The following is a 22204-nucleotide window of genomic DNA, read 5'->3' as shown; positions in this document are numbered from 1 at the left end:
AAGCTGGCAGTCTGTAACGTAAGGTGTTGCTATTGCCAGGTGCGAGAGGTTCGCGCCGAAGGCGCAAAAAGATGTTTAAGAGGTAAGCAACCGATAAGGCAGAAGCGGTTGCCTTGCTCAACAAAAAGCCCCGTATCGACGGGGCTTTTGAGATGGTTATTTTTGCTTCGCCTTGGCAAAAGCATCGGCAAAGGCGTTGCCCATTGCCTGATTTTGCGACGGGCCGCTTTGCCGCTGCCCTGAAGCCTTGCCCCTTGGTTTCTGACCGCCTTTCGGCTTGCCTGCACCAGGCTTGTTAGCAGGAGCCGGGCTGTCATCCAGGCGCATGGTGAAGGAAATGCGCTTGCGCTGCACGTCCACTTCCATCACCTTCACTTTCACAATATCACCGGCTTTAACCACTTCGCGCGGGTCTGAAATGAACTTATTCGTCAGCGCCGAAATATGTACCAGGCCATCCTGATGGACACCCACATCCACAAACGCTCCGAAGTTGGCCACGTTGCTTACGACTCCTTCCAGAATCATCCCGGGCTTAAGATCGTTGAGTGTCTCAACGCCTTCTTTAAATGTCGCGGTTTTAAATTCAGGGCGGGGATCACGACCCGGCTTGTCCAGTTCTTTCAGAATGTCTTTTACTGTCGGCAAGCCAAAGTCATCGTCGGTAAAGGTGTCAGGTGACAAGCTTTTTAGTAACTCGGTATTGCCTATCAGGTCATTTACGGCGACGGCGGTATGGTCGACAATTTTGTCAACGACGGGGTACGCTTCCGGGTGCACCGCAGAGCGGTCCAGCGGGTTGGTTCCGTTCACAATTCGCAGGAAGCCTGCAGCCTGCTCAAAGGCTTTTGGTCCCAGACGTTCAACTTTCAGCAGCGCTTTGCGATCGCCAAACGCGCCATTGGTATCCCGAAACTGAACAATATTGTGCGCCAGCGTGCGGTTAAGACCAGACACATAGCTAAGCAATGCCGGTGATGCGGTATTCAAATCAACGCCGACGGCGTTTACACAGTCTTCGATAACCCGATCCAGCGACTTACCCAACTGACTCTGACTGACATCATGCTGATACTGGCCGACCCCAATGGCTTTAGGTTCGATTTTTACCAGCTCAGCGAGTGGATCCTGCAGACGGCGTGCAATAGATACCGCGCCACGTAACGAGACATCCATCCCTGGCAGCTCTTTTGATGCCAGTTCAGACGCCGAATACACCGAAGCGCCTGCCTCACTAACCATGATTTTCTGAGCTTTCAGTTCGCTGTTAGCCTTCAGCATATCGCCAACCAGTTTATCGGTCTCACGAGAGCCGGTGCCGTTACCGATGCTGATGAGATCCACCTTGTGCTGTTTACACAATGTAGCCAGCGTGCGTAGCGACTTATCCCACTGATTCTGCGGTGCGTGTGGAAAAATGGTGTTGGTGGCAACCACTTTACCGGTGGCATCAACAATGGCCACTTTTACCCCGGTGCGCAGGCCCGGATCCAGTCCCATTGTGGTTTTCGCGCCAGCCGGCGCTGCCATCAACAGGTCGTTAAGGTTTTTCGCAAAGACGTTGATAGCCTCTTCTTCAGCTTGCTCGCGAAGCGCACTGAAAAGTTCGGTTTCCATGTGCAGTGCGATCTTAATCTTCCAGGTCCACTGCACAACCTGAGCCATGAAGTTGTCGCCTGGACGGTTGCGGTGCGTGATCTGATAGTGCTCGGCAATGATATGCTCGCAATGGGATGACTGCGTGTTGTCTTCATTTTGTGGATCGGCGTTGAGCTGGATGTGCAACATGCCCTCATTGCGGCCGCGGAACATAGCCAGCGCCCGGTGAGATGGCACTTTGCTGAGCTTTTCTGAATGCGCAAAGTAATCTTTGTATTTTATGGCTTCGTTTTCTTTGCCAGGGGCCACTGTGCTGGTGACGTGGGCATTCTTTTGCAGATAATCGCGGATCTTCGCCAGCAAACTGGCGTCCTCGGCAAAGCGCTCCATCAGAATATAACGGGCTCCTTCCAGTGCAGCCTTAGTGTCAGCTACACCGTTATCAGCCTTAATATATTGCTGTGCTTCACTTTCCGGCTCCAGCGAGGGATCGTTAAACAGCGCGTCAGCGAGCGGCTCCAGGCCGGCCTCTATGGCTATCTGCCCTTTTGTGCGGCGACGAGGTTTATAAGGCAGATACAGATCTTCCAGCGAGGTTTTGTTGTCCGCACTATCTATCTGATTGCGTAGAGCGTCAGTCAGTTTACCCTGCTCTTCGATAGATTTTAGGATAACGCCGCGTCGGTCTTCCAGTTCGCGAAGATACGTCAGCCGCTGCTCCAGATTGCGCAACTGGGTATCGTCCAGTCCCTGTGTGGCCTCTTTTCGGTAGCGGGCGATAAATGGAACAGTGGCGCCTTCATCCAGCAGCGCGACGGCGGACTGAACCTGCGCGGGATTAACGGCAAGTTCGTCGGCGATTTTGTTTATGATCATATAAGACTCTGAGACCTAACTCGTCAGTAAAAATGGATACCGGCGCAACGCTATCGCGTCCCGGTTCCAGGGTGTGCTTATCGCTGCTATACCGATTGTTGCAAAACGGTACAGCGCTGGTCAGCACTCCCCAGGCACGAAAAAAAGTGGAGCAAGTATATACCACTGCCCCCCGGTGACAGAAGTCCGATTATCCCGGTAACCAAACCGAATTTCGCATTCGCCAAAGTAATGTGTTCGGCCAAGCCCTCTCACGCTTCACATCGATCTGCTCAGAGAGAAAAAACTCTGTCACAGAAGCAGAAAATTATGCAGTCTGCAGTTGTTACGCACCGGCGCAATGTCGTTCGCTACACCGATATTAAATTTTGTCCGTCGGGTCATACCAAATTCGGTTTATCCACCAGGTAAACGTGCCGGCTTCGGTCTTGACGGTAACATCGTCATCCTCGACTTTTCCTACCAGAGCGCGGGCCATTGGCGAGTCGATGGAAATGTAGTCTTTGCGGCCAAAAATTTCATCATAGCCAACCAGTCGTAAGGTCATTACCTTTGCATCATCATTTTCAATTTCCACCCAGGCACCAAAAAAAACTTTGCCTTCTTGCTGGGGGGTGTAGTCGACAACTTTCAGGTTTTCCAAACACTTGCGCAGATAGCGGACCCGACGGTCGATCTCGCGAAGCTTCTTTTTATTATACTGGTAATCTGCGTTCTCACTGCGATCCCCTAAGCTGGCCGCCCAGGTCACTTTGCGCGTAATTTCCGGTCGCTCTTCACGCCACAGCGTTTCCAGCTCGTCTCGTAATTTCTGATAGCCCTTTCGGGTTACAAGTGGTGTTTTCACAATAAGGTCTGTATTTACAATAAAAAATGCTGATTAGATGCCGATAATAGATAACTGTCGCTTCGGCTTATAACACTTTTTGCGTATTTTTCGCAAAGGGAGAATAAAATTTGAACAGATGCCAATAGGTAATGTCTTATTTTTAACTTAGTACAGGACCACAACATTGCGAGCACCTTTAGCCAATGATGAGTCTCAACCTATGAGCAGTCATCATAAGAAAACCAACGCCACAGCAACCAGCGCCACCATCGTCGGCTTTTTGCTATTTCTCACCGGCGTACTACTGGTTATTATTGGCATGATTGACGTTCTGGTTCGCATAGACTCTCTGCGCACCGGCCTGATGCTGCTTGCTGGCATGTTAATGTATAAACTGGGGCATATTATCTTGCACCATTACGCCACGCTCAGAACACGCAAAGAGCGTCGTCGCCAGCCCCGCTAAATCCAGAAGTTATATCAGCATCTTCCTTAGATAAAATCGTTCCATAAAAGGCGGTCGGTTCAGCGGAAATCTGGCCACTTTGCACTATACTTAATAATGAAAATTCGAGATACCAAGCATATTACGAATAGCCTGGCTTACTAGTCAGGTACGCGCTTGAACCCATACAGGCGTCCATGCACGTAGGGATAAGGTGAGCAAGGATTACGCTGTCTTGAAACAAAAAAGCCGACGGATATCGTCGGCTTTTCTCATAAGGGAGTCTGCACTTATTCAGACGCGCCCTCGTTTTCTGTATCAACAACTTCAAGTAGTTCGACATCGAAAATCAGCGTTGAATTAGGCGTGATTGCGCCTTGAGAGCGTTGGCCGTAGGCCAAGTCTGAAGGGATATGGAAGCGGTATTTTGCGCCTTCCTTCATCAGTTGAACGCCTTCGGTCCAGCCCGCGATAACACGGTTCAATGGGAAAACCGCAGGTTCACCACGCTTGTAAGATGAATCAAACTCGGTGCCGTCCAGCAATGTGCCTTTGTAATGTACTTTTACGGTGTCTTCGGCGGCCGGGCTCGCACCTTCTCCTTCTTCAAGAACTTCGTATTGCAGGCCTGACTCGGTGGTCATTACGCCTTCACGCTTCTTGTTTTCCGCAAGATACGCTTCGCCCTCTGCGATATTTTCTTCTGCAGCTTTAGCTGCCATTTCCTGTTGCTTGATGCGGATGGCTTCTTCACCAGCCTGTGCAAACTGCTGAATTTCCTGAGGAGTAAACTTCAGAGCATCTTTCAGTGCATCATCAAAGCCCTGCTTCAGTGACTCTTTGTCCATTGGCTCGCCTAGTTGCTCTTGCTGCTGCGCACGTTGCTGAACAAACAGCCCCATGCTGGCACCCATTGCATAGGCTTGTTTCTGCGCATCGGTCATCTCTTCCGCCGCAACGGATGGTGCTGCAGTTTCCTGCGCCTCTGCCACGTCTTTAGTTTCAGCTGCTTTTTCGGTTTGCGGCTGACAGGCAAACAGGCCCAGTGCAGCGATAGTTGATAAGGCGACAAGCGACTTTTGCATAAAACATCTCCAAAAAGTTATAGGTCTTATCGTGCCTCTTTCTCAATAAAACTGCGCCTTGTAGCGCGTTAAACACGATGTCAAAAGTAATAGGTTCCGTGCTATGGTAAACCCAGTGACTGTAAAGCGAAAGCCATTTGACTATGTTAACTCCACGATTGTTCCTGCCGATGTCATTATTTATCGCGATGTGCAGTGTATTGAGCGGCTGTACCATTCCCGATACCACGCCGCTGAAAACATCGCGGGCAGTAGAAGAGGGCGCATACGCTGCTGATATCTCGCCGGATGGATCGGTTAGCGTGGTGTCGGGAGTAAACAATGGCATCAACGTGTGGGAGACTGGCGCACAGACACCGACGTTTCAGTGGAGTCATCAGGGCGGAGCCGACAATACCGTTGTTCTGGTACACATTTCCGCAGACAATCAATACGCCGTAACCGCAGACCGCACCGCTTTTGCATTGTGGAATATGAACAATGGTGAGCCTGAGGGCTTCTGGCGAATCGATGAGTCGACAATACGCGATGTCGCGGTGACTGATTCGGGACGAGGCATTCTGGTGGGCCGCTCAAACGGCAAGGTAATGTTTTTCGAGCCTCAGAGCCAGCGTCGCCTGGAATTTATGGGGCACCAGGAAAAAGTGAACAGTGTCGATATCTCCCCTAACGGCAGGTTTGCCTTAAGCGGCGGCAATGACTACACGGCGTACCTGTGGAGTACCGAAAGCGGGCAAATTATTCATACGTTCCATCATCCGACCCGAGTCACGCTGGTGGCCTTAGATGACCAGGGCAGATACATCTTTACTGCCGACAGCCAGCAGAAATCTCAAATCTGGGACGCACAAACAGGTGAACCCATCAGCAACTTGCAGTATATTGCGCGTCAGAAAATATTCACCGACGCTGTTTTCTCAAAAGATGGTAAGTACTTGCTAACCGGGTCGCCTTCCCGTCGTATCTTCCTGTGGGATGTGCAGTCTGGCGAACAACTGGAATCTTGGGAAGTGGAACCCAGAAAGGATCAGAGTCCGCCAACGGCTGTGGTCTATGGCGTCGGCTTTATCGATGATCACCGCATACTATCGTTAAGCAGCAGCGGCCTTGCAGAAACCTGGGAAGTAAATCATGACAAGTAATGACGCCGCAGACGCCTTGAAACAGGCACAGCAACAAATTGAAGAGCTTGAGACAAAGGTGGCTTTTCAGGAACATACCATCGACAGCCTCAACGACGCATTGACTGCACAGCAAAAGCAACTGGACGATTTGTCGTTTAAGATGAAGCACGTTATTGACCGCGTTAAAACCATGCAAACGTCGAACATCGCCAAACAGTCAGAGGAAACGCCGCCTCCGCACTATTAATACTCACTCTGACGTTCACTCACTCAACGTCATGGATTGAACGCATTTTTAAAAAGGGGATATGGCTTCGAGCGATAATGCGTTTCGCCCCAAAAAACCTGGCATGCCGTCTAAGCGCTTCGCACCGAAAACTCGCATAATTACAGCTTTCGCACCTGCACCCTGAACGCATGCTTCAAGCGCCAGCAGCGTCACCAGCTTTATCTGTTTCCGGTTCGGAGTCCGTCTGCACATCATCCAGGGTTATGCTGTTTTCCAGACTGCCCTGCATAGCTTTGATAAACGCGTTTTTTAATACGCCGCCGAGGGTACTGAGGGTGTCAGTTTCAGGCTCGCTGAGTGACCCTTCTATCGGGATCCGCGTTGCTATTTGATCCTCCGACTGGTTTTCAAACAGCTCGGTCACAAACGCTGACGCCATTTCACCGATAGCCTCCAGGGGACCGTCACCATCGCGTACGATATCGCCTTTCCAGGAAAACACTTCTACATTATGGATAACCGGCTTTGCGTAACCCGTAATGCTGCCATTATCGGCCGCCAGCTCCATAGCGAATTCCAGCGAACCGGCTTCAAGATCAAATGGCGCGTAAGTGTCCAGCAGGTTCCTGAAATTAACCAGCGCCACATCGCTGGCCTCCACATTAATATCAAACGTGGGTTTTGCGGTGCTGGGATCCATTGAGCCAGATGCCGAGATATGCCCTTGTTCAGCGGTCTGACCCGTAGCATTCAGCGTCGCTACCATGTTTTTGGACAGGTCACGGCTGTTAACCACATTACGCAGGATCAGTCGGATATCGTGTAATGAGATATGTATTTCAGGAGAGGTGTCAGGATTGTGAAAGGCCACTATGCCGTTGTAGATGTCGAGGCGGTCGATTTTCAGTGGAAAAAGCTGGTTGGCGATAGTTAACCAGTTTTCGTTTCTGCCAACCTGACTTCTAGCCTGATCCCGGCCATCAACAAAGTTGATTTCCGGTTCGCGAATGATTACCGAGCCGACTGCAGAGCCGTCAAGCAATGCAGACCAGAGTAATGAAAACTCAACATAATTTGCCTGGAACAGCGGTTTATCTACTTCACCGTTATCTTTATACAGCAGCACATTTTCCAGTGAGTAGGCGCCCCGCCATAACATCAGATCGACATCGCCTACTCTGCCGCTGTACGAGCCAGGCTGACTGAGTGTTTTATTGATGTACCACTGGGCAGCGTAAGGCATGGCCATGCGCACTGCGAGCAACAGCAATGCAATCACCAGAACCGTGTACAGCCAGAATTTGCGTGTCATACACCTCGCCTCGTCAGATAGCCGTATTACGGCAGTCCGGAAAGTTATTGTACTGGCAGGTAGCTTCAATTCCCGTGCCACTGCCGTTTTCATAATCAGTTGGCTCCAGCGACAGATAACTGGCTGAAGGTAGCGAATATTGTGAAATACTGCCTTTGCCTTATCCGACGTGGCTTGCGTAACGCGTTACTTCAGCAAAGCGTATAAGCGCGTACGACATGTTTACGTTGGGCGGCTTAAAGGATGGGGGGATGAATTGGTCGCGGATATAGCGGGAAACCTTTCACACACTTGGTAAATTGGTAACGATGCTGTTATTCCGGTTTGAATAAACCGATCACGTTCTCCTGTTCCCGGGTTTGAGACTTAACAGCGTCATCTGTCTGTGCCTCAGAATACCCGCATTTAACGCATTCCAGTTTCTCAACGTTGTTTTCAAAGTACAACGAAATGGTATCCAGCGCCTGACACTTTGGACAGGTTGCGCCGGCAATGAAGCGTTTTTTCACTCGTTTTTGCATAATACCTCAACGCGTGGGAGCAGATTAATTACAACTGCATGGCAGCAGCAAAAGATAATTCATCAGGAAAGTTATCCTGATGAATGAGGCTGTAATTATACCGCAATTTACCGGCGCATGGCATTAACACGGTGTAATCCCGCAGCGTTGTCGTGGCAAAAAGGTGATATCGGGGAGAAAAGATGCGAAAAACCCTGTATGACAGGCAGATTGTCTAAGCAAGAGTATTAATCGAATCTGGTAGATTTGATATGATACGCGACCCTGATAATGGCCGGATGTAAGTACCCATGATAAAGCTGACAGATGTTACCCTGATGCGGGGACGCAAAGTCCTGTTAGATCACGCATCTGCGCAGGTATTTCCCGGCCACAAAGTTGCGCTAATCGGCGCCAATGGCTGTGGGAAATCCAGTTTATTTGCCCTGCTCAGAAAAGAGCTGAGTGTGGATACCGGTGAGTGCCACGTGCCCTCGCAGTGGCGCATCGTGAGTGTTGCGCAGGAAACTCCCTCTTCGGATCGGGTTGCCATCGACTACGTTATTGATGGTGATAAACACCTGCGCGCTCTGCAGGCAGAGTTGACCGATGCGGAAGAGAAAGAAGACGGCGACGCCATTGGCCGCGTCCATGGTCAGCTTGAGCAGGCCGGAGCCTATGACGTAGAAGCCCGTGCAGCGACAATTCTGGCCGGTCTTGGATTCAGTTCCCGTCAGCTGACTGCGCCGGTCAGTGATTTCTCGGGAGGCTGGCGTATGCGCCTGAATCTGGCGCAGGCACTGTTGTGCCCCTCTGACTTATTATTATTAGACGAGCCCACTAACCACCTCGACCTGGATGCCGTGATCTGGCTGGAAAAATGGTTGCAGCGTTACGACGGTACGTTGCTGCTGATATCACACGATAAGGCATTCATTGACAGCACCGTACAGCATATTCTTTCGGTAGAACAGCAACAACTGGTGAACTATACGGGGAACTATTCTGCTTTCGAAACCCAGCGTGCTGAGCGCATCAGACTGCAGAATATCGAGTACCAGAAGCAGCAGGATAAGATTGCGCATCTTGAATCATTTATTACGCGGTTTAAAGCCAAGGCCAGTAAAGCCAAACAGGCGCAAAGTCGTATAAAACAACTCGAGAGGATGGAAACCCTGCTGCCAGCCCATGCCAGCAGTCCGTTTAATTTTGAGTTTGAAGCGCCAACCGCGTTGCCTAACCCGCTGGTGCAAATGGAGTCAGTGAAACTCGGCTACGGCGATCACATCGTGCTGGAGCAGGTGCAACTGAATCTGGTGCCGGGAAGCCGTATCGGTCTGCTGGGTCGCAACGGACAGGGTAAATCGACGCTGATCAAGCTGCTTGCCGGCGTGCACAACCCTATGTCCGGGATATTTTCCACAGCCAAAGGACTGAACGTCGGCTACTTTGCACAGCACCAGCTGGAAACCCTGGATCCAAAGGCATCCGCGCTACTGCATCTGCAACGGCTGGATGAAAAGGCCACAGAGCAAAGCCTGCGTGATTTTCTTGGCGGCTTTGGCTTCCACGGTGATGAAGCGCTGGGCGCTGTGGCGCCGATGTCTGGTGGCGAGAAAGCCAGATTGGTACTGGCTCTGATTGTGTATCAGAAGCCCAATCTGTTGCTGCTGGACGAACCGACTAACCACCTGGATCTGGAAATGCGCCATGCACTGAATATGGCGTTGCAGGGTTTTAGTGGCGCGATGGTGCTGGTGTCTCACGACAGGTTCTTACTGGCCTCGGTGTGTGAAGACTTTTATCTGGTTGATGGCGGCCGTGTTGGCGCATTTGATGGTGACCTGGACGATTACCGGCAATGGATCCTGGCGCAGCAAAATGAAGAAAAAGCAGCTGAAAAACCGGAGCAGCCAAAAACTGATCGTAAGGCAGAAAAGCGTCGGGAAGCGGAGTTCAGGCAGTCAGTGGCGCCATTGAAGAAGGCCATAGAAAAGCATGAAAAGGCGATGGAAACCTTGTCCGCAAAATTGTCAGACGTCGAACAGGCTCTCACGCGAACTGAGTTGTACGATGAGGCCAACAAAGCTGAGCTGATGACGTTGTTGGATAAACAAAGCTCGACTAAACAGGCGCTGGAAGATGAGGAAATGGCGTGGCTGGATGCGCAGGAATCACTGGAGCTGGCCAGAAAGGAGTACGACCATGCCAGCTAGTCTGACTCAGGAAGCGTTCTGGCAGTACAGCGTTCGATTATACGAGCGAGAAGATGTGGCATCACACTGTCTGTCGTTGCAGGATAACTATCAGGTCAACGTTAACTTATTACTTTTGGTTTGCTGGTGTATGAAGAGCAACGCGATAGTGACGTTGCCAGCTATACAATCGCTGTCTGATGCGATAAAAGACATCGATAATCAGCTACTTGCACACCGTGGAACTCGTCGCGCCTGTCATCCCGATAACGGTGGCGATAAAGCGCTGTATGATGAGCTTAAATCTCAGGAGCTGGAACTGGAGAAGCGATGCCAACAGGTGTTAGCGGAAGCATTCAATGCCATAGAAGCGCAACAATTTGAAGGGGATGCCGTGAACCCCAGTATTGTGGCTCTGATACATTTTTACGGATTAAAAAACAGGCAGGATGCAAGAGCCAGCCTCACGTATTTAATGACACAGGCAAAACTGGCCTGATGCCACGGTTGGTACAAGAATAAACTATGACGAAGATAAGCTTATCTCACGGACAGATTATTAAGAGTTGTTTTCGTGCCCCTGCCTGGGCCAGAAACCGGCACATTCAGACGATTTGGCCGCGCTTTATTCAAAAGCGTATGCCGCTGAAATACACGATGGAAAGGCTGGAACTGCCGGATAGCGATTTTATCGATATTGCATGGGGACCTCAGCCTGAAAAGCCCACCGGCATAGTGGCTATGTTTCACGGACTGGAGGGCAGTATTCGTTCTCACTATGCAAACGACATGATGGCTTCTCTGAGCCGACATGGCTGGCAGGTTGTGATGATGCACTTCCGGGGATGCAGTGGTGAGCCAAATCGCTTGCCGCGCGCCTATCATTCTGGCGAGACAGAGGATCCTTCCTTTTTTCTTGAGTGGTTGAGTACGCGCTTTCCGGCACTGCCAAAAGTGGGGATCGGCTTCTCGCTAGGTGGCAATATGTTGCTTAAACTGCTGGGAGAAAATCCCGCTCAGAAATGGCTGAATGCCGCTGTGTCCGTGTCGGCGCCTCTGAAGCTGGCAGAATGTGCACAAAGCATTAACCAGGGCTTTTCGCGGGTATATCAGAAATATCTGTTAGCCAGTATGAAAGCTACGCTGAAGCGAAAAATGGAAACGATCGACTACCGTAGTCTTATTCAGCTGAAACGGGAAGATGTCGATGCCATTCAGGACTTCAGGCAGTTTGACGAACAGGTAACGGCACCGTTGCATGGTTTCAGAGATTCGGCTGACTACTATGAAAAATGCAGTGCATTTCACTATCTCAGCGCGATCCACTGCCCTACGCTGGTACTACACAGCATAGACGACCCGTTTATGAACCACCTGATCGTGCCTGAGGAGCAGGATCTCGCTCGGCCGGTCACGGTGGAACTGAGTGAGCAGGGCGGCCATGTGGGTTTTATGCAGGGAAATGTACTCAAACCCACAGTATGGCTGCACGACAGAGTCACAAAGTTCGTAAAAGCGCATCTTCCGGTTTTGGACGATGCGAAGTATCAGGAGGCAAAATGATAATTCCTATTCAGGAGCTGTCGGCAGAGACATTAAGAAATATTGCTGAGTCTTTCGTTTTGCGCGAAGGAACGGATTACGGTGATGTGGAAATGAGCTTTGACGACAAAGTTGAGCAGGTTCTGGCGAATCTGAAAAGCGGTGAGGCCGTTTTACACTATTCAGAGCTTCATGACAGTATTGATATCAAGTCAAAAGACGCCTTAATGGACGAGGACGATAACGCAGAGTCTGATACCAGCCTTTAACGCGTAACTCTCCGTATGCCTTGCTGGCAAAAGTTTATCTAAAAGTAAGTGGTAACAAACAAAAGAGAAGCGACCCGACCGGTCTGAGGAGAAATGCCGGTCAGGTCGCGTTGTTACCAATCACCGTTAGGTAACGGCGGTTGGTATAACCACAAGCGGGTGATCCGCAGTGTCACCCCCGGTTAAGGTTAAAACGCGTAGCGCGCAGTCACCTGCATGATGTCAATCTCATCAATGACTTCGTAGCTGGCACCTACAGCCCATTGCGGCGTAATGTAGTAGTTTCCACCAAACTTAAACGTTGCATCGCCTTCATCAACGTCGTAGTAGCCAATTTCACCCATCAACTCAACCTGTTCGGTGATCATCGAGCGTAAGCCCGCACTCACGCTATATCCGGTGTCGTCATAGCCGTCTGAATCAACACGTTCCAGATTCGCGCCAAAGTAGGCATCCGTGGTGCTGTTCACTGGCAGGCGATAGCCACCGCCCACAGTCAGCATATTAAAATCAAAGTTACCCTCCTCAAAGAAGCGGTACTCGCCATTGAGGTAGACATTCTGATTCAATGCGTATTTTCCTTCTATTGCCAGACCGTCTGGCTCAAACGACTCATTACCGTCAAAGTCCATCTGGGTATAGCCGCCTTCTACGTACTGCCAGTCTGGCGAGGCTGCCGCAACGCCTGACACGGTGATTGCCAGTGCGCCAGCCAGTAAACTAATCGATTTACGCATATTCAAGTACTCCTTTTATCTCTTGTTCCTGATGACATCAGCAAATCTCCTGCCAGTCACAGAAATCTCATCCGCAACTCATGCTAAAGCATTAAAATTTAAAAGTATTTTATTTTTCTCATACTTTCAGATTAGACGTTACATGTGCGCAAAGGCGAAGAGAACAGGTCTGGCAGACGACATTCTGTCGCAAAAAAACAACACTCACGTGGTGTGGCGAGTGTGATGATGAGGTAGCGCGTGTCATTTAACGACGATTCGCGCTCTGAAATCAGTCTCTATTCTTATGATTTTAAATAAAAAAATAAAAAATACAGGCGCTATGTCGTCAGTTGGATCAGCACTTGCAATCAATCGGTTCCACTGAGGAGGAGGACTTATGGCAGGAAGACAGAAACCCGTTCAGAATCGTAACGCCGCTACGCAATTAGTGCGTGGAGTGCCGCGTACGCTGCGCGCGTCGATGCAGTCTCTTGCTGTCTGTGCCACGCTCTCAATGATGCTGTTAACTGCGAACAGCGCCGCGCAAGACATCGACTCCGATAAGATGCCGGGAGAAGCCGCACCTATATTACAGTCGGTGATTGATGATGCGATGCAATCTGCTCAGGATGATTACACGGCAGACGATCACGACCTGCATCAGAAGTTAAAGTCAATGGATTATCAGGCTTACCGGGCGATCCGATTTGATGCACAGAGCAGCCTGTGGCGGGACAAGAATGACTATGAAATCCAGTTCTTTCATCCCGGCTTTTTGTATGAGAAGCCGGTATCGATCGTCACCGTTGACAGAAAAAACCAGACACAGCCACTTTCATTTAACAGCGACATGTTTCGCTATGAAGACAGCGCAACCAAGCTGAAAGGCCTGACTACTGAAAAATCAGGATTTGCAGGGTTTCGTGTCCACTACCCGATAAAAAACGATCAGTATAAAGATGAGTTTGCTGTGTTCTTAGGTGCCTCGTACTTTCGCCTGGTAGGAAAAAATCAGGTCTATGGTATTTCAGCGCGCGGACTGGCAATTGATACCGCCTTACCGAAAGGCGAAGAGTTTCCCCACTTTACTAAATTCTGGCTGATTGAGCCGGTAGCCGGTGAACCCATTACGGTGTATGCACGCCTGGAAAGCCCGTCGGTCGCCGGTGCCTATAAATTTGAAATTACGCCCGGGACGGATACGACCGTGGCCACTCAGGCGTGGCTTTTTGCCAGAGAAGACGTTGAGAAACTTGGCATCGCGCCGTTCACCAGTATGTTTCTGTATGGTGAAAATACGGAAAAAGCCCACGACGATTACCGTCCGGAAGTCCACGACAGCGACGGTGTCATGATGAAAACCCACAATGACGAAGTCATTTGGCGGCCGCTGACGAATCCAAAAACCTTACAAATTACCTCGCTAAGTGATACCCATCCGAAAGGGTTCGGCATGCTGCAACGCGATACGCGCTGGGAGAACTACCTGGATGCCGAGGCCAATTATCATCTGCGCCCGGGGCTGTGGGTTACGCCGGAACACGGTTTTGCAAAGGGTCGACTGGAACTGGTGGAAATTCCAACGCCATCAGAGACCCACGACAATATCGTGGCGTATTGGGTACCGGAAAAGCCGCTACTGGAAGGGGAGTCGGCCTATTTCGCCTACACACTGGCTACGGTAGAAGGCAGTAAAACCGCCGCTGAGCTGGCGAATGTCGTGCATACGCGTCAGGGAGCAAGTGTTCTGCCCGGCGAAGAGGTCACAGAGGAGACCCGAACCCGACGCTTCGTCGTCGACTTTTCGGTTCCCGAAGATAAGCAAATCGATCCACAAGGGTTGTCACTGTCGCTGTCTGCAGCGCAGGGCAAGACCGTTCAGCCCCGCACCTACCTGGTGAACGGCGGCAAAAACATCAGAGTCACATTTTTACTTGAGCCAGATAGCTCATCGGCGGTTGATATGCGCATGTACATCAACTATCAGGACCAACGTATCAGCGAGGTGTGGAATTATGTCTACCAACCGAAATAATCCTTTGGTTTCTTCCGATGCCCCGTCGTCGGTCGCAAACCGCGATTCAGTCTTAATGACGGTGGCACAAAAAGCGCGTCTGTTTATTATGGCGCTGCTGGTGATCCCAACTACCGCGTTAGCAGGCTGGAGTTTGTATGAAATCTTCCGTCCTAATGGCGTTACTGAATTAGAAATTGCGCAGCTCGGGCTGGCGCTGATGCTGTTTGGCTGGTTGTCGATGGCATTTTGGACCGGCATTATCGGTTTCGTATTGCAACTGTTGCGAATTGATCCCCTAAGCCTGAAAAAGCAGCTTGCTACACCGGCGGGAACCGCACCGCTTTCTCAGCGCCATGCGGTGGTGATGCCGGTATACAATGAAGACACCCAGCGCATTATGGTGGGATTTGAGGCCTGTGTCAGGGAGTTGGTGCAATCTGATGAAGCCGACAAATTCGATTTCTATATGTTAAGTGATACCCGTGATGAAGCTATGGCAGAGGCTGAGCTTCGTGCGTGGCAGCGGCTTACCACTCGTCTGGGCGCTTACGCAGATCAGCTTTTTTACCGCCGTCGCGAACAGAACAGTCACCGTAAGGTGGGTAATCTGAAAGACTTCTGTGAGCGTTGGGGAGCACGTTACGAGTCGATGATTGTACTGGATGCCGACAGTATTATGACCGGTGAAAGAATGCTGGATCTTGCCCGCCGCATTGAAAAAAATACCGATACCGCGCTGATTCAGACGATCCCTATGCCGGTACGTCAGGATACATTTTTTGGACGGTTCGTACAGTTCGCTGCACACCTGTACAGCCCAATGCTGGCAACCGGTTTGTCGTTCTGGCAAACCGACAGTGCAAACTACTGGGGTCACAATGCCATTATCCGCATTGCCCCGTTTATGCAGCATTGCGGCCTTCCGACATTGTCCGGCCGCGCGCCATTTGGCGGCGAAGTATTAAGTCACGATTTTGTGGAAGCGGCGCTGTTGCGTCGTGCAGGCTGGCAAGCTTACTTGCTGACCGATACCACGGGCAGTTATGAAGAAGTCCCCAGTAATATGGTGGACTACGCAGTGCGGGACCGTCGCTGGGTTCAGGGCAACATTCAGCATCTTGGATTGTTGAGTGTGAAAGGCCTGAAAACCACCAGCCGGCTGCACTTCCTGTTTGGGGCGTTCGCCTACATCTCCTCTCTGGTGCTGTTTTCCATGTTAGCACTCGGTACGGCGGACGCCCTAATTCGAGCAACGTCTGCGCCGCAGTTTTTCAGCTCTCAGTATCAGTTGTTCCCAGACTGGCAAATTGCCCGACAGGACATGATGATGGTCACAATGTGGGCCACCGCAGCACTGCTTTTCCTCCCCAAAATACTCGGTATTGTCCTGGCATTGATCCAGCGCCGGAATGACTTTGGAGGGGCACGAAAGCTGTTATCCGGTGCGGTTGTCGAACTAGCAATGGCCGTACTTATCGCGCCTCTGATGATGTTTTACCACAGCTATTTTGTGCTTAGTGTGATGGTGGGGCACTCTGTAAAATGGGAAGCGCAAGCCCGCGAGGGACGAATGGTGCCCTGGTCAATAGCGCTGAGACATACTCAGTTAATGAGCTGCCTGGCAGTGGCCTGGGGTGTTACCACCTGGTACTTCACGCCATCGCTGTTTATGTGGCTATTGCCCGTACTCAGTGGAATGGTGCTGGCGGCACCGATCATTCGCCTTAGCAGCAGCGCAGGCTTCGGCCAGGCCGCTCGCCGTCTGGGGATATTTGTCATTGATCAGGAAGCGCGTGAATGTATGGCGTTAAAGCGGGTACGGGTCGGTATGAAACACTTTGCCTTAACACGTCAGCAGGCGGTCGTTCCTGCATTACCTGAGCCGCACTGGACACCTATGGTCACGCAGGCACTTGATGCAAGTCCGCTTCCGATGAGACCGGCAATCAATCCGGCAAACAGCTAAGGAAGAGGTAGAAAATTTCTGTAGTTACCCGGCGATTTCTGAAAATGCCGGGTCAGGATGTTATCCCGTGCGCGATGATGGGAGCTTACCTACCGTTGCGAATTGGTCTTATGGAGCCAAACGCACAAAAGAAAAGTAATGGCGTGCTGGCGTCGCAGGGAAAAGCTGCCGGCACCTGTCGCGCCGGCATCTCGGGTTTTATTTCGTAAACGTTGCGGTAAAGGTTACCGGGACTGTGGTTGTGATGCTTTTCAGTCCGGCGATTTCTCGTAGAGACTCTACGCCGCTCTCAAGTCCGAAGTCAGCGACATTCAGCAGTGAAGGCTGTGTTGTGCTTACTGACACCGTGTTTTCATCGACGTGGCTCACGGCAATGTGGAACGTTACTGGTGCTGCCATGCCGTGCAGGCTTAGCATGCCCTCTACCGGACCAAGCTGCACATCGCCGGCTTTCCCGGAGAGCATCGCTTCGGGCAAAGAAGCTTCAAACGTGGCCGATGCAAATTCCGAAACGTTAAACAGCATCTCTTTCATACGGGAGTTGCGAATATCAATCCCGGTGTCTACCGACGACAAATCGATGTCGACTGTCAACTCACCGCTGCTGGTCACGCTACCTGATAGCGAGGTGAATTGATGCACCTCTGTTACCTGAGCATTTTTCGTAGACAGGAAATGCAACGCGGTTTGCTCCGCGTCCAGTTCCCAGTCTGCGGAGGCGCTGGCTGCCACAGAGGATAAAGCGAACCCGATTGCAGCACGTTTGATATTACGAGCCAGCGAGGTGTTGCGGTTATTACTGATTTTCATACTGAATTATCTCCTGCCATGGCACCCGCTGATCGCCCATGACGACAAAGTCAGGGTTTTCCAGCGTGTGACGTTCGTTGTAAGTCAGCGGCTCAAAATTTGCCGCCATAATACGGCCGCCTGCTTCAGAAATGATGCATTGCGACGCGCCTGTATCCCATTCACCGGTAACGCCAATACGCATAAAGACATCCGCTTTACCCTCAGCAATAAAACACGCTTTTAATGAGCAACTGCCCAGTGGCAGCGTTTGATACACTCGTTTGGCGCATAAACGTGATAACACTTTATCGCGAGACTGGCGGCGACTGATCGCAATCATGACCACGCTGCTTTTGGGATCCTCAAGCTTACGCACATGTATCTGGCGCTCACCCAGCGGACACTCTTTAAACGCGCCCTGCCCTTCGCTGGCGTAATACAATGTTTGTCCCGGTGGCCAGAATATTACGCCAATAACCGGTTTATTGTTCTCTATAAGGGCAATATTTACTGCAAAATCGCCACTGCGTGCGATGAACTCCTGCGTACCATCGATAGGGTCAATTAACCAGTAACGATCCCAGTGTTCACGCTCATCAAGCCCGGCATTCTGATTTTCTTCGGACAGAATAGGAATATGCGGCGTGGCCTCTTTCAGGCGTTTATTAATAATATCATTGGCAAGATAATCGGCGCTGGTGACCGGCGAGTCATCGTCTTTCTGATAAGCGTCGAAATCGCCGTTATCGTATATGGCAAGCACCGCTTCGCCAGCTTCGCGGGCAATCGATTTTGCCAGTGTCAGAAGGCTTTCGTGGGAATCTTCAGGCATAGGTTATTGCTCCTTAAGCCACTTTTGCGCAAGCAGAAGGGCGGCAATACATCGCGCTTCAATAAAGTCTTCACGCGCCAGCAGCGCATCCGCTTCTGCAAGGGGCCAGGTCACAACCTCAAGGGGTTCCGGCTCATCGCCGGGAAGCCGCTTCTCATAGAGGTCCCTGGCAATCACAATGTTCATGGTGGCATTAAAAAAGGTAGGTGCCATGCTGACCTGATGGATATCGTGAAGTTCATTGGCACCGAAGCCCGCTTCTTCCTGCAGCTCACGGTTTGCAGCTTCAAGCGGGCTCTCACCGGGGTCAATCAGGCCTTTCGGAAAGCCTAACTGGTAGGAGTGGGTACCGGCGGCATATTCACGAATGAGGACCATGGTGTCAGCGTCCAGCATGGGAACGATCATTACCGCACCGCGATTGGTTCCGGCCATGCGCTCAAACTGGCGTGTGGCGCCGTTAGAGAACTCCAGGTCAACCTGCTCGACTCTGAACAATTTACTCCGGGCAACAATTTCCCGGTGATGGATTTGGGGGAGTGGCTTGTCTGGATCAATATTTCGCATGTCTCTCGCTACAACTTTCGTTATCATGGCGGTCTGTCATTAAGCTTACTGTATTATAAGGAAAATCGCTTGCCATTTCTGCCCTGGAATGAAATCGATACTGTCTTGCTGGATATGGACGGTACCCTGCTTGATCTACGGTTCGACAACCACTTTTGGATTGAGCACCTGCCGAAAAAGCTTGCAGAAAAAACCGGAGAGCCACTGGAAGTTTGCCGGGCGAACATGCTGGCCCATTACGAGCGGGTGTCGGGCAAAATTCAGTGGTACTGTCTGGATTACTGGGCAGAGGAGCTCCAGCTGGACATCATGGCAGCCAAGCGCGAAGTCGAGCATTTAATTGCCATGCGGGAAGATACTATCCCCTTTCTGGATGCGCTTCATGATAGCCACAGAGAAGTGGTTCTGGTGACCAATGCGCATCCTGGCAGCCTGTCGCTGAAGATCGAGCATACCAAACTGGACAGCCACATTGATAACCTCATTTCTACCCATGAATTTGGTGTGACCAAGGAGTCACAGCTGTTGTGGGAAAAACTTCAGGCACGGCTGGGATTCGACCCGGCAAGAACGCTGTTCGTGGATGATAGTCTGACCATTCTGCAGGCAGCAAAAGATTTCGGTATCAAACATCTGTTGGCGGTGAGCAACCCTGACAGCCAGCTGCCGGCAAGAGACATCGATACGTTTCCCGCTGTTTCTGACTATCGCTTGTTACTTGACGATATCCGGCAGCATCCCGGTAGCGCTGGGCATAAGGAGTAGTGTGATGGCTGATTGTTTTGTCGGTTCCAAAAATCCGGTGAAAGTAGAAGCCGCAGAGTTTGCGATTGGTGACATGCTGGAAATGCCTCTGTTTACTGTCGGCCTGGACGTCAAAAGTGGCGTTGCTGAACAACCGTTGACGTCACAGGAAACGCGCCAGGGCGCAATAAACCGTGTGGAAGCCTGCATGGCATTGATGAGAGAAGATTACCCTGATGCCTGGTATGTCGCGATAGAAGGCGGTGTGGATGTCTTCGAAGATGGTCCCGCAACCTTTGCTTATGTTGCGATTTGCCATCGGGATAAATGGTCAGTCGGTCGCAGTGCAAACCTGCCATTGCCGCCCTCAGTATTCCAGGCGTTACAGGAAGGTAAAGAGCTGGGGCCAGAAATGGACAGATTATTCGATACCAAGAATATTAAACAGCAAGGGGGCGCGATTGGCCTGCTGACCCACCACCGAGCCACCCGTCAGTCGGTTTATGAGCTTGCGATTACGCTGGCGCTGGCGCCGTTTAATTTCCCTGATTTGTATTAGTAAAAAAACGCGCCGGCATGAACTCAACGCCGACGCGCGAACTGACCCCTGGTTCGGCTGGTTGCATTTATCCCTCTTGTCAGCTTTCCTGATTACTGGGAGTCGCTGGCTGCTCACGCAATATGAGAGGTTGCAGCGTTACGTTCCAGGCAGAGGCGAACGCCTTTGCCTGCGGATCCTGCCTTGCACCACCCTGTCGCAAGGCTCGCTGAGTGGCTATTGATTACGTCGCCTCTTCTGTAGCTCATGACGAAGTAAACCCGATAGTCCCACATCCGCGGGAAGATAAACATTACGCTGTCCGAATGCGAGCCGCATTTTCCCTCTCTATTTTGCACGGCTTTGTATTGACGGGTGCTGACAAAACCGCGTCTTGTCGCACTTCTGACATGAAAAACTTATCTTTGAGTTCGTAATCTTTACTGCATTTCCTGTTCCCGGGTGAATACCGTATTTATCAAATTTATTTCTTAAGTAACTGATAAAAAGGAGATAACCGTTTTTTTCCGGTTTTGGCCTTGTAGTTGCACTCTCACTGACACGTTAAATTCAGGAGGAATGACTGATGAGCGAGACAGTAACAACTTACAACCCCGCGACCGGGGACAAGCTGGACCATTATCACTTATTGTCAGAAGAAGACGCAAAAGCGGCAGTGGATCGAGCCCACGAGGCGTATCTTACCTGGCGAACTACCAGTTTTGATTTACGAGCAAAATTATTGAACAGCCTGGCTGACCTGATGGAATCGCGCAGCGATGACCTGGTAAACCTGATGACAAAGGAAATGGGAAAAATTGCCAGTCAGGGTAAGCAGGAAGTGGAACTTTGCGCGGAAATCTGCCGGTATACCGCAGAGCATGGTGAAGAGTTTCTTGAAGACGAGAACAAAGTATTTGAAGGCGGTCGTGCTGTGATCAGCTACCAGCCGATAGGTGTGATCCTTGGTATTCAGCCATGGAACTTCCCGCTATATCAGGTTATCCGATACAGCGTCTCAAATATTATGGCCGGCAATACGACGGTGCTTAAACACGCGCGCAATGTATTCGGCATGGCAGTAGCCATTCAGCAGCTATATGAAGATGCAGGTTTTCCGAAGAATGTGTATCAGTCGCTACTTATCGACGGTGAAACCGCCAACTCGCTGATTAATCATGACAGCGTTCGCGGCGTAACCTTTACCGGCAGTGATGAGGTTGGTAAACAAGTCGCAAAAGAAGCGGCCAGTTTATCGAAAAAGACAGTAATGGAGTTGGGTAGTAACGATGCCTTTCTGGTATTAGAAGACGCCGATATCGATCATGCTGTGAAAATGTGTATTCAGGGCCGGGTTATTAATAACGGTGAAACCTGTGTTGCCGCCAAACGGTTTGTTGTCGTCGATGCGGTTTACGATGAATTCAGGGAAAAGTTTGTTGCACAGTGTAAGAAGCTGAAAATGGGCGACCCGACCAAAGAAGATACCGATCTTGGTCCGATGGCCCGTAAGGACTTGCGCGACGATCTTCACGATCAGGTGATGGAGTCGGTAAACGCGGGTGCAACTCTCACGCTGGGCGGCGAAATGCCGGACTCAGACGGGTATTTCTATCCGATTACCATCCTTGAAGATGTCGAGCCGGGAATGCCCGCCTACGATGATGAGCTGTTTGGGCCGGTAGCGTCGCTGATCCGCGTACGTGATGACCAGCAAGCCATGCGCGTTGCCAATGACTCTCGCTACGGATTAGGCGGTGGCATTTTCAGTCAGGATACAGACAAAGCGCTGAGACTGGCAAAAGATGAATTCGACACCGGTATGGTGAATATCAATGGCTACAATCTGGCGAAACCAAACCTGCCGTTTGGTGGTGTCAAAGACAGTGGTTACGGCCGTGAGCATGGCGGTTTTGGTATTCGCGAATTTGTGAACATTAAGTCGATTATGGTTGCTGAGTAATCCTACGCACCATGCTTAACGAAAAAAGCCGGGATAGTCCCGGCTTTTTTATGCGTGTTTT

General features: G+C 50.8%; 21 protein-coding genes. 12 read left to right on the top strand and 9 right to left on the bottom strand.

What is annotated here, in order from left to right; translation table 11 throughout:
- Positions 1 to 156: 156 nt before the first annotated feature.
- Complete coding sequence (locus tag JKP77_RS07210) at positions 157 to 2475, bottom strand: Tex family protein (protein WP_218310502.1); 2319 nt, start codon at positions 2473 to 2475, stop codon at positions 157 to 159.
- A gap of 361 nt (positions 2476 to 2836) precedes the next feature.
- Entirely contained in the window at positions 2837 to 3322 is a 486-nt protein-coding gene (greB, locus tag JKP77_RS07205; protein ID WP_218310501.1) for a transcription elongation factor GreB, read from the bottom strand.
- A 166-nt stretch (positions 3323 to 3488) separates the two neighbouring features.
- Between greB and JKP77_RS07200 the strand changes: the two genes are divergently transcribed.
- Positions 3489 to 3770, top strand: coding sequence for a hypothetical protein (locus JKP77_RS07200; protein WP_218310500.1), 282 nt, complete (start codon positions 3489 to 3491; stop codon positions 3768 to 3770).
- A 269-nt stretch (positions 3771 to 4039) separates the two neighbouring features.
- Here the strand turns inward: JKP77_RS07200 and fkpA are convergent, their stop codons facing one another.
- Positions 4040 to 4834 carry an FKBP-type peptidyl-prolyl cis-trans isomerase gene (gene fkpA / locus JKP77_RS07195; RefSeq protein WP_218310499.1) on the bottom strand — a complete coding sequence of 265 codons (795 nt, stop codon included), beginning with the start codon at positions 4832 to 4834 and terminating at the stop codon, positions 4040 to 4042.
- A 170-nt stretch (positions 4835 to 5004) separates the two neighbouring features.
- Here fkpA and JKP77_RS07190 point away from each other — a divergent pair, with 170 nt between their 5' ends.
- Together JKP77_RS07190 and JKP77_RS07185 are read left to right on the top strand one after the other, a co-directional pair.
- On the top strand, positions 5005 to 5976 hold the full coding sequence (locus tag JKP77_RS07190; protein ID WP_218310549.1) for a WD40 repeat domain-containing protein: 972 nt from the start codon (positions 5005 to 5007) through the stop codon (positions 5974 to 5976).
- Positions 5966 to 6205: a SlyX family protein gene (locus JKP77_RS07185; protein ID WP_218310498.1), complete on the top strand. Its 240-nt coding sequence runs from the start codon at positions 5966 to 5968 to the stop codon at positions 6203 to 6205. The genes JKP77_RS07190 and JKP77_RS07185 overlap by 11 nt, the downstream gene beginning before the upstream one ends.
- Positions 6206 to 6380: 175 nt before the next feature.
- On the opposite strand, the gene JKP77_RS07180 is transcribed toward JKP77_RS07185, so the two are convergent.
- Both JKP77_RS07180 and JKP77_RS07175 read right to left on the bottom strand, forming a co-directional pair.
- On the bottom strand, positions 6381 to 7499 hold the full coding sequence (locus JKP77_RS07180; RefSeq protein ID WP_218310497.1) for a DUF748 domain-containing protein: 1119 nt from the start codon (positions 7497 to 7499) through the stop codon (positions 6381 to 6383).
- Between the two features lie 314 nt (positions 7500 to 7813).
- A complete protein-coding gene (locus JKP77_RS07175) occupies positions 7814 to 8020 on the bottom strand; it encodes a YheV family putative zinc ribbon protein (RefSeq protein ID WP_218310496.1) in 207 nt (68 codons plus the stop codon).
- A 290-nt stretch (positions 8021 to 8310) separates the two neighbouring features.
- On the opposite strand from JKP77_RS07175, the gene JKP77_RS07170 reads away from it, so the two are divergent.
- The 4 genes from JKP77_RS07170 to JKP77_RS07155 are packed head-to-tail and all read left to right on the top strand — an operon-like array spanning position 8311 to position 12005.
- The gene (locus JKP77_RS07170) at positions 8311 to 10215 is read left to right on the top strand and encodes an ATP-binding cassette domain-containing protein (RefSeq protein WP_218310495.1); all 1905 of its coding nucleotides are present in this window, start codon (positions 8311 to 8313) and stop codon (positions 10213 to 10215) included.
- Complete coding sequence (locus tag JKP77_RS07165) at positions 10205 to 10693, top strand: TIGR02444 family protein (protein ID WP_218310494.1); 489 nt, start codon at positions 10205 to 10207, stop codon at positions 10691 to 10693. The genes JKP77_RS07170 and JKP77_RS07165 overlap by 11 nt, the downstream gene beginning before the upstream one ends.
- 26 nt (positions 10694 to 10719) lie before the next feature.
- Positions 10720 to 11757, top strand: coding sequence for a hydrolase (locus JKP77_RS07160; protein ID WP_218310493.1), 1038 nt, complete (start codon positions 10720 to 10722; stop codon positions 11755 to 11757).
- On the top strand, positions 11754 to 12005 hold the full coding sequence (locus JKP77_RS07155) for a YheU family protein (protein WP_218310492.1): 252 nt from the start codon (positions 11754 to 11756) through the stop codon (positions 12003 to 12005). The genes JKP77_RS07160 and JKP77_RS07155 overlap by 4 nt, the downstream gene beginning before the upstream one ends.
- A gap of 188 nt (positions 12006 to 12193) precedes the next feature.
- Here the strand turns inward: JKP77_RS07155 and JKP77_RS07150 are convergent, their stop codons facing one another.
- Positions 12194 to 12742: an outer membrane beta-barrel protein gene (locus JKP77_RS07150; protein ID WP_218310491.1), complete on the bottom strand. Its 549-nt coding sequence runs from the start codon at positions 12740 to 12742 to the stop codon at positions 12194 to 12196.
- Positions 12743 to 13121: 379 nt separating this feature from the next.
- Between JKP77_RS07150 and JKP77_RS07145 the strand changes: the two genes are divergently transcribed.
- Together JKP77_RS07145 and mdoH are read left to right on the top strand one after the other, a co-directional pair.
- The gene (locus tag JKP77_RS07145; protein ID WP_246601115.1) at positions 13122 to 14759 is read left to right on the top strand and encodes an OpgD/OpgG family glucan biosynthesis protein; all 1638 of its coding nucleotides are present in this window, start codon (positions 13122 to 13124) and stop codon (positions 14757 to 14759) included.
- 55 nt (positions 14760 to 14814) lie between these two features.
- Positions 14815 to 16707, top strand: a complete 1893-nt coding sequence (mdoH, locus tag JKP77_RS07140; RefSeq protein ID WP_338024848.1) for a glucans biosynthesis glucosyltransferase MdoH — start codon at positions 14815 to 14817, stop codon at positions 16705 to 16707.
- Between the two features lie 198 nt (positions 16708 to 16905).
- Here the strand turns inward: mdoH and JKP77_RS07135 are convergent, their stop codons facing one another.
- The 3 genes from JKP77_RS07135 to nudE are packed head-to-tail and all read right to left on the bottom strand — an operon-like array spanning position 16906 to position 18898.
- Positions 16906 to 17517 carry a YceI family protein gene (locus tag JKP77_RS07135; protein WP_218310489.1) on the bottom strand — a complete coding sequence of 204 codons (612 nt, stop codon included), beginning with the start codon at positions 17515 to 17517 and terminating at the stop codon, positions 16906 to 16908.
- Positions 17504 to 18331 carry a 3'(2'),5'-bisphosphate nucleotidase CysQ gene (cysQ, locus tag JKP77_RS07130; protein WP_218310488.1) on the bottom strand — a complete coding sequence of 276 codons (828 nt, stop codon included), beginning with the start codon at positions 18329 to 18331 and terminating at the stop codon, positions 17504 to 17506. Before cysQ ends, JKP77_RS07135 begins: the two co-directional genes overlap by 14 nt.
- Before the next feature lie 3 nt (positions 18332 to 18334).
- On the bottom strand, positions 18335 to 18898 hold the full coding sequence (gene nudE / locus JKP77_RS07125) for an ADP compounds hydrolase NudE (protein WP_218310547.1): 564 nt from the start codon (positions 18896 to 18898) through the stop codon (positions 18335 to 18337).
- A 69-nt stretch (positions 18899 to 18967) separates the two neighbouring features.
- Here nudE and yrfG point away from each other — a divergent pair, with 69 nt between their 5' ends.
- The 3 genes from yrfG (at position 18968) to JKP77_RS07110 (ending at position 22143) form a co-directional block, all read left to right on the top strand.
- Positions 18968 to 19663 carry a GMP/IMP nucleotidase gene (gene yrfG, locus JKP77_RS07120; RefSeq protein ID WP_218310487.1) on the top strand — a complete coding sequence of 232 codons (696 nt, stop codon included), beginning with the start codon at positions 18968 to 18970 and terminating at the stop codon, positions 19661 to 19663.
- 4 nt (positions 19664 to 19667) lie between these two features.
- Positions 19668 to 20201, top strand: coding sequence for an inosine/xanthosine triphosphatase (yjjX, locus tag JKP77_RS07115; protein ID WP_218310486.1), 534 nt, complete (start codon positions 19668 to 19670; stop codon positions 20199 to 20201).
- Positions 20202 to 20766: 565 nt separating this feature from the next.
- On the top strand, positions 20767 to 22143 hold the full coding sequence (locus JKP77_RS07110) for an NAD-dependent succinate-semialdehyde dehydrogenase (protein ID WP_218310485.1): 1377 nt from the start codon (positions 20767 to 20769) through the stop codon (positions 22141 to 22143).
- Positions 22144 to 22204 lie beyond the last annotated feature (61 nt).

The sequence above is a fragment of the Alteromonas antoniana genome (genome assembly GCF_019249295.1).
Classification (GTDB): Bacteria; Pseudomonadota; Gammaproteobacteria; order Enterobacterales; family Alteromonadaceae; genus Alteromonas; species Alteromonas antoniana.
The sequence above is the reverse complement of the archived record's forward strand: the minus strand, read 5'-3'. Positions and strand labels throughout refer to the sequence as shown.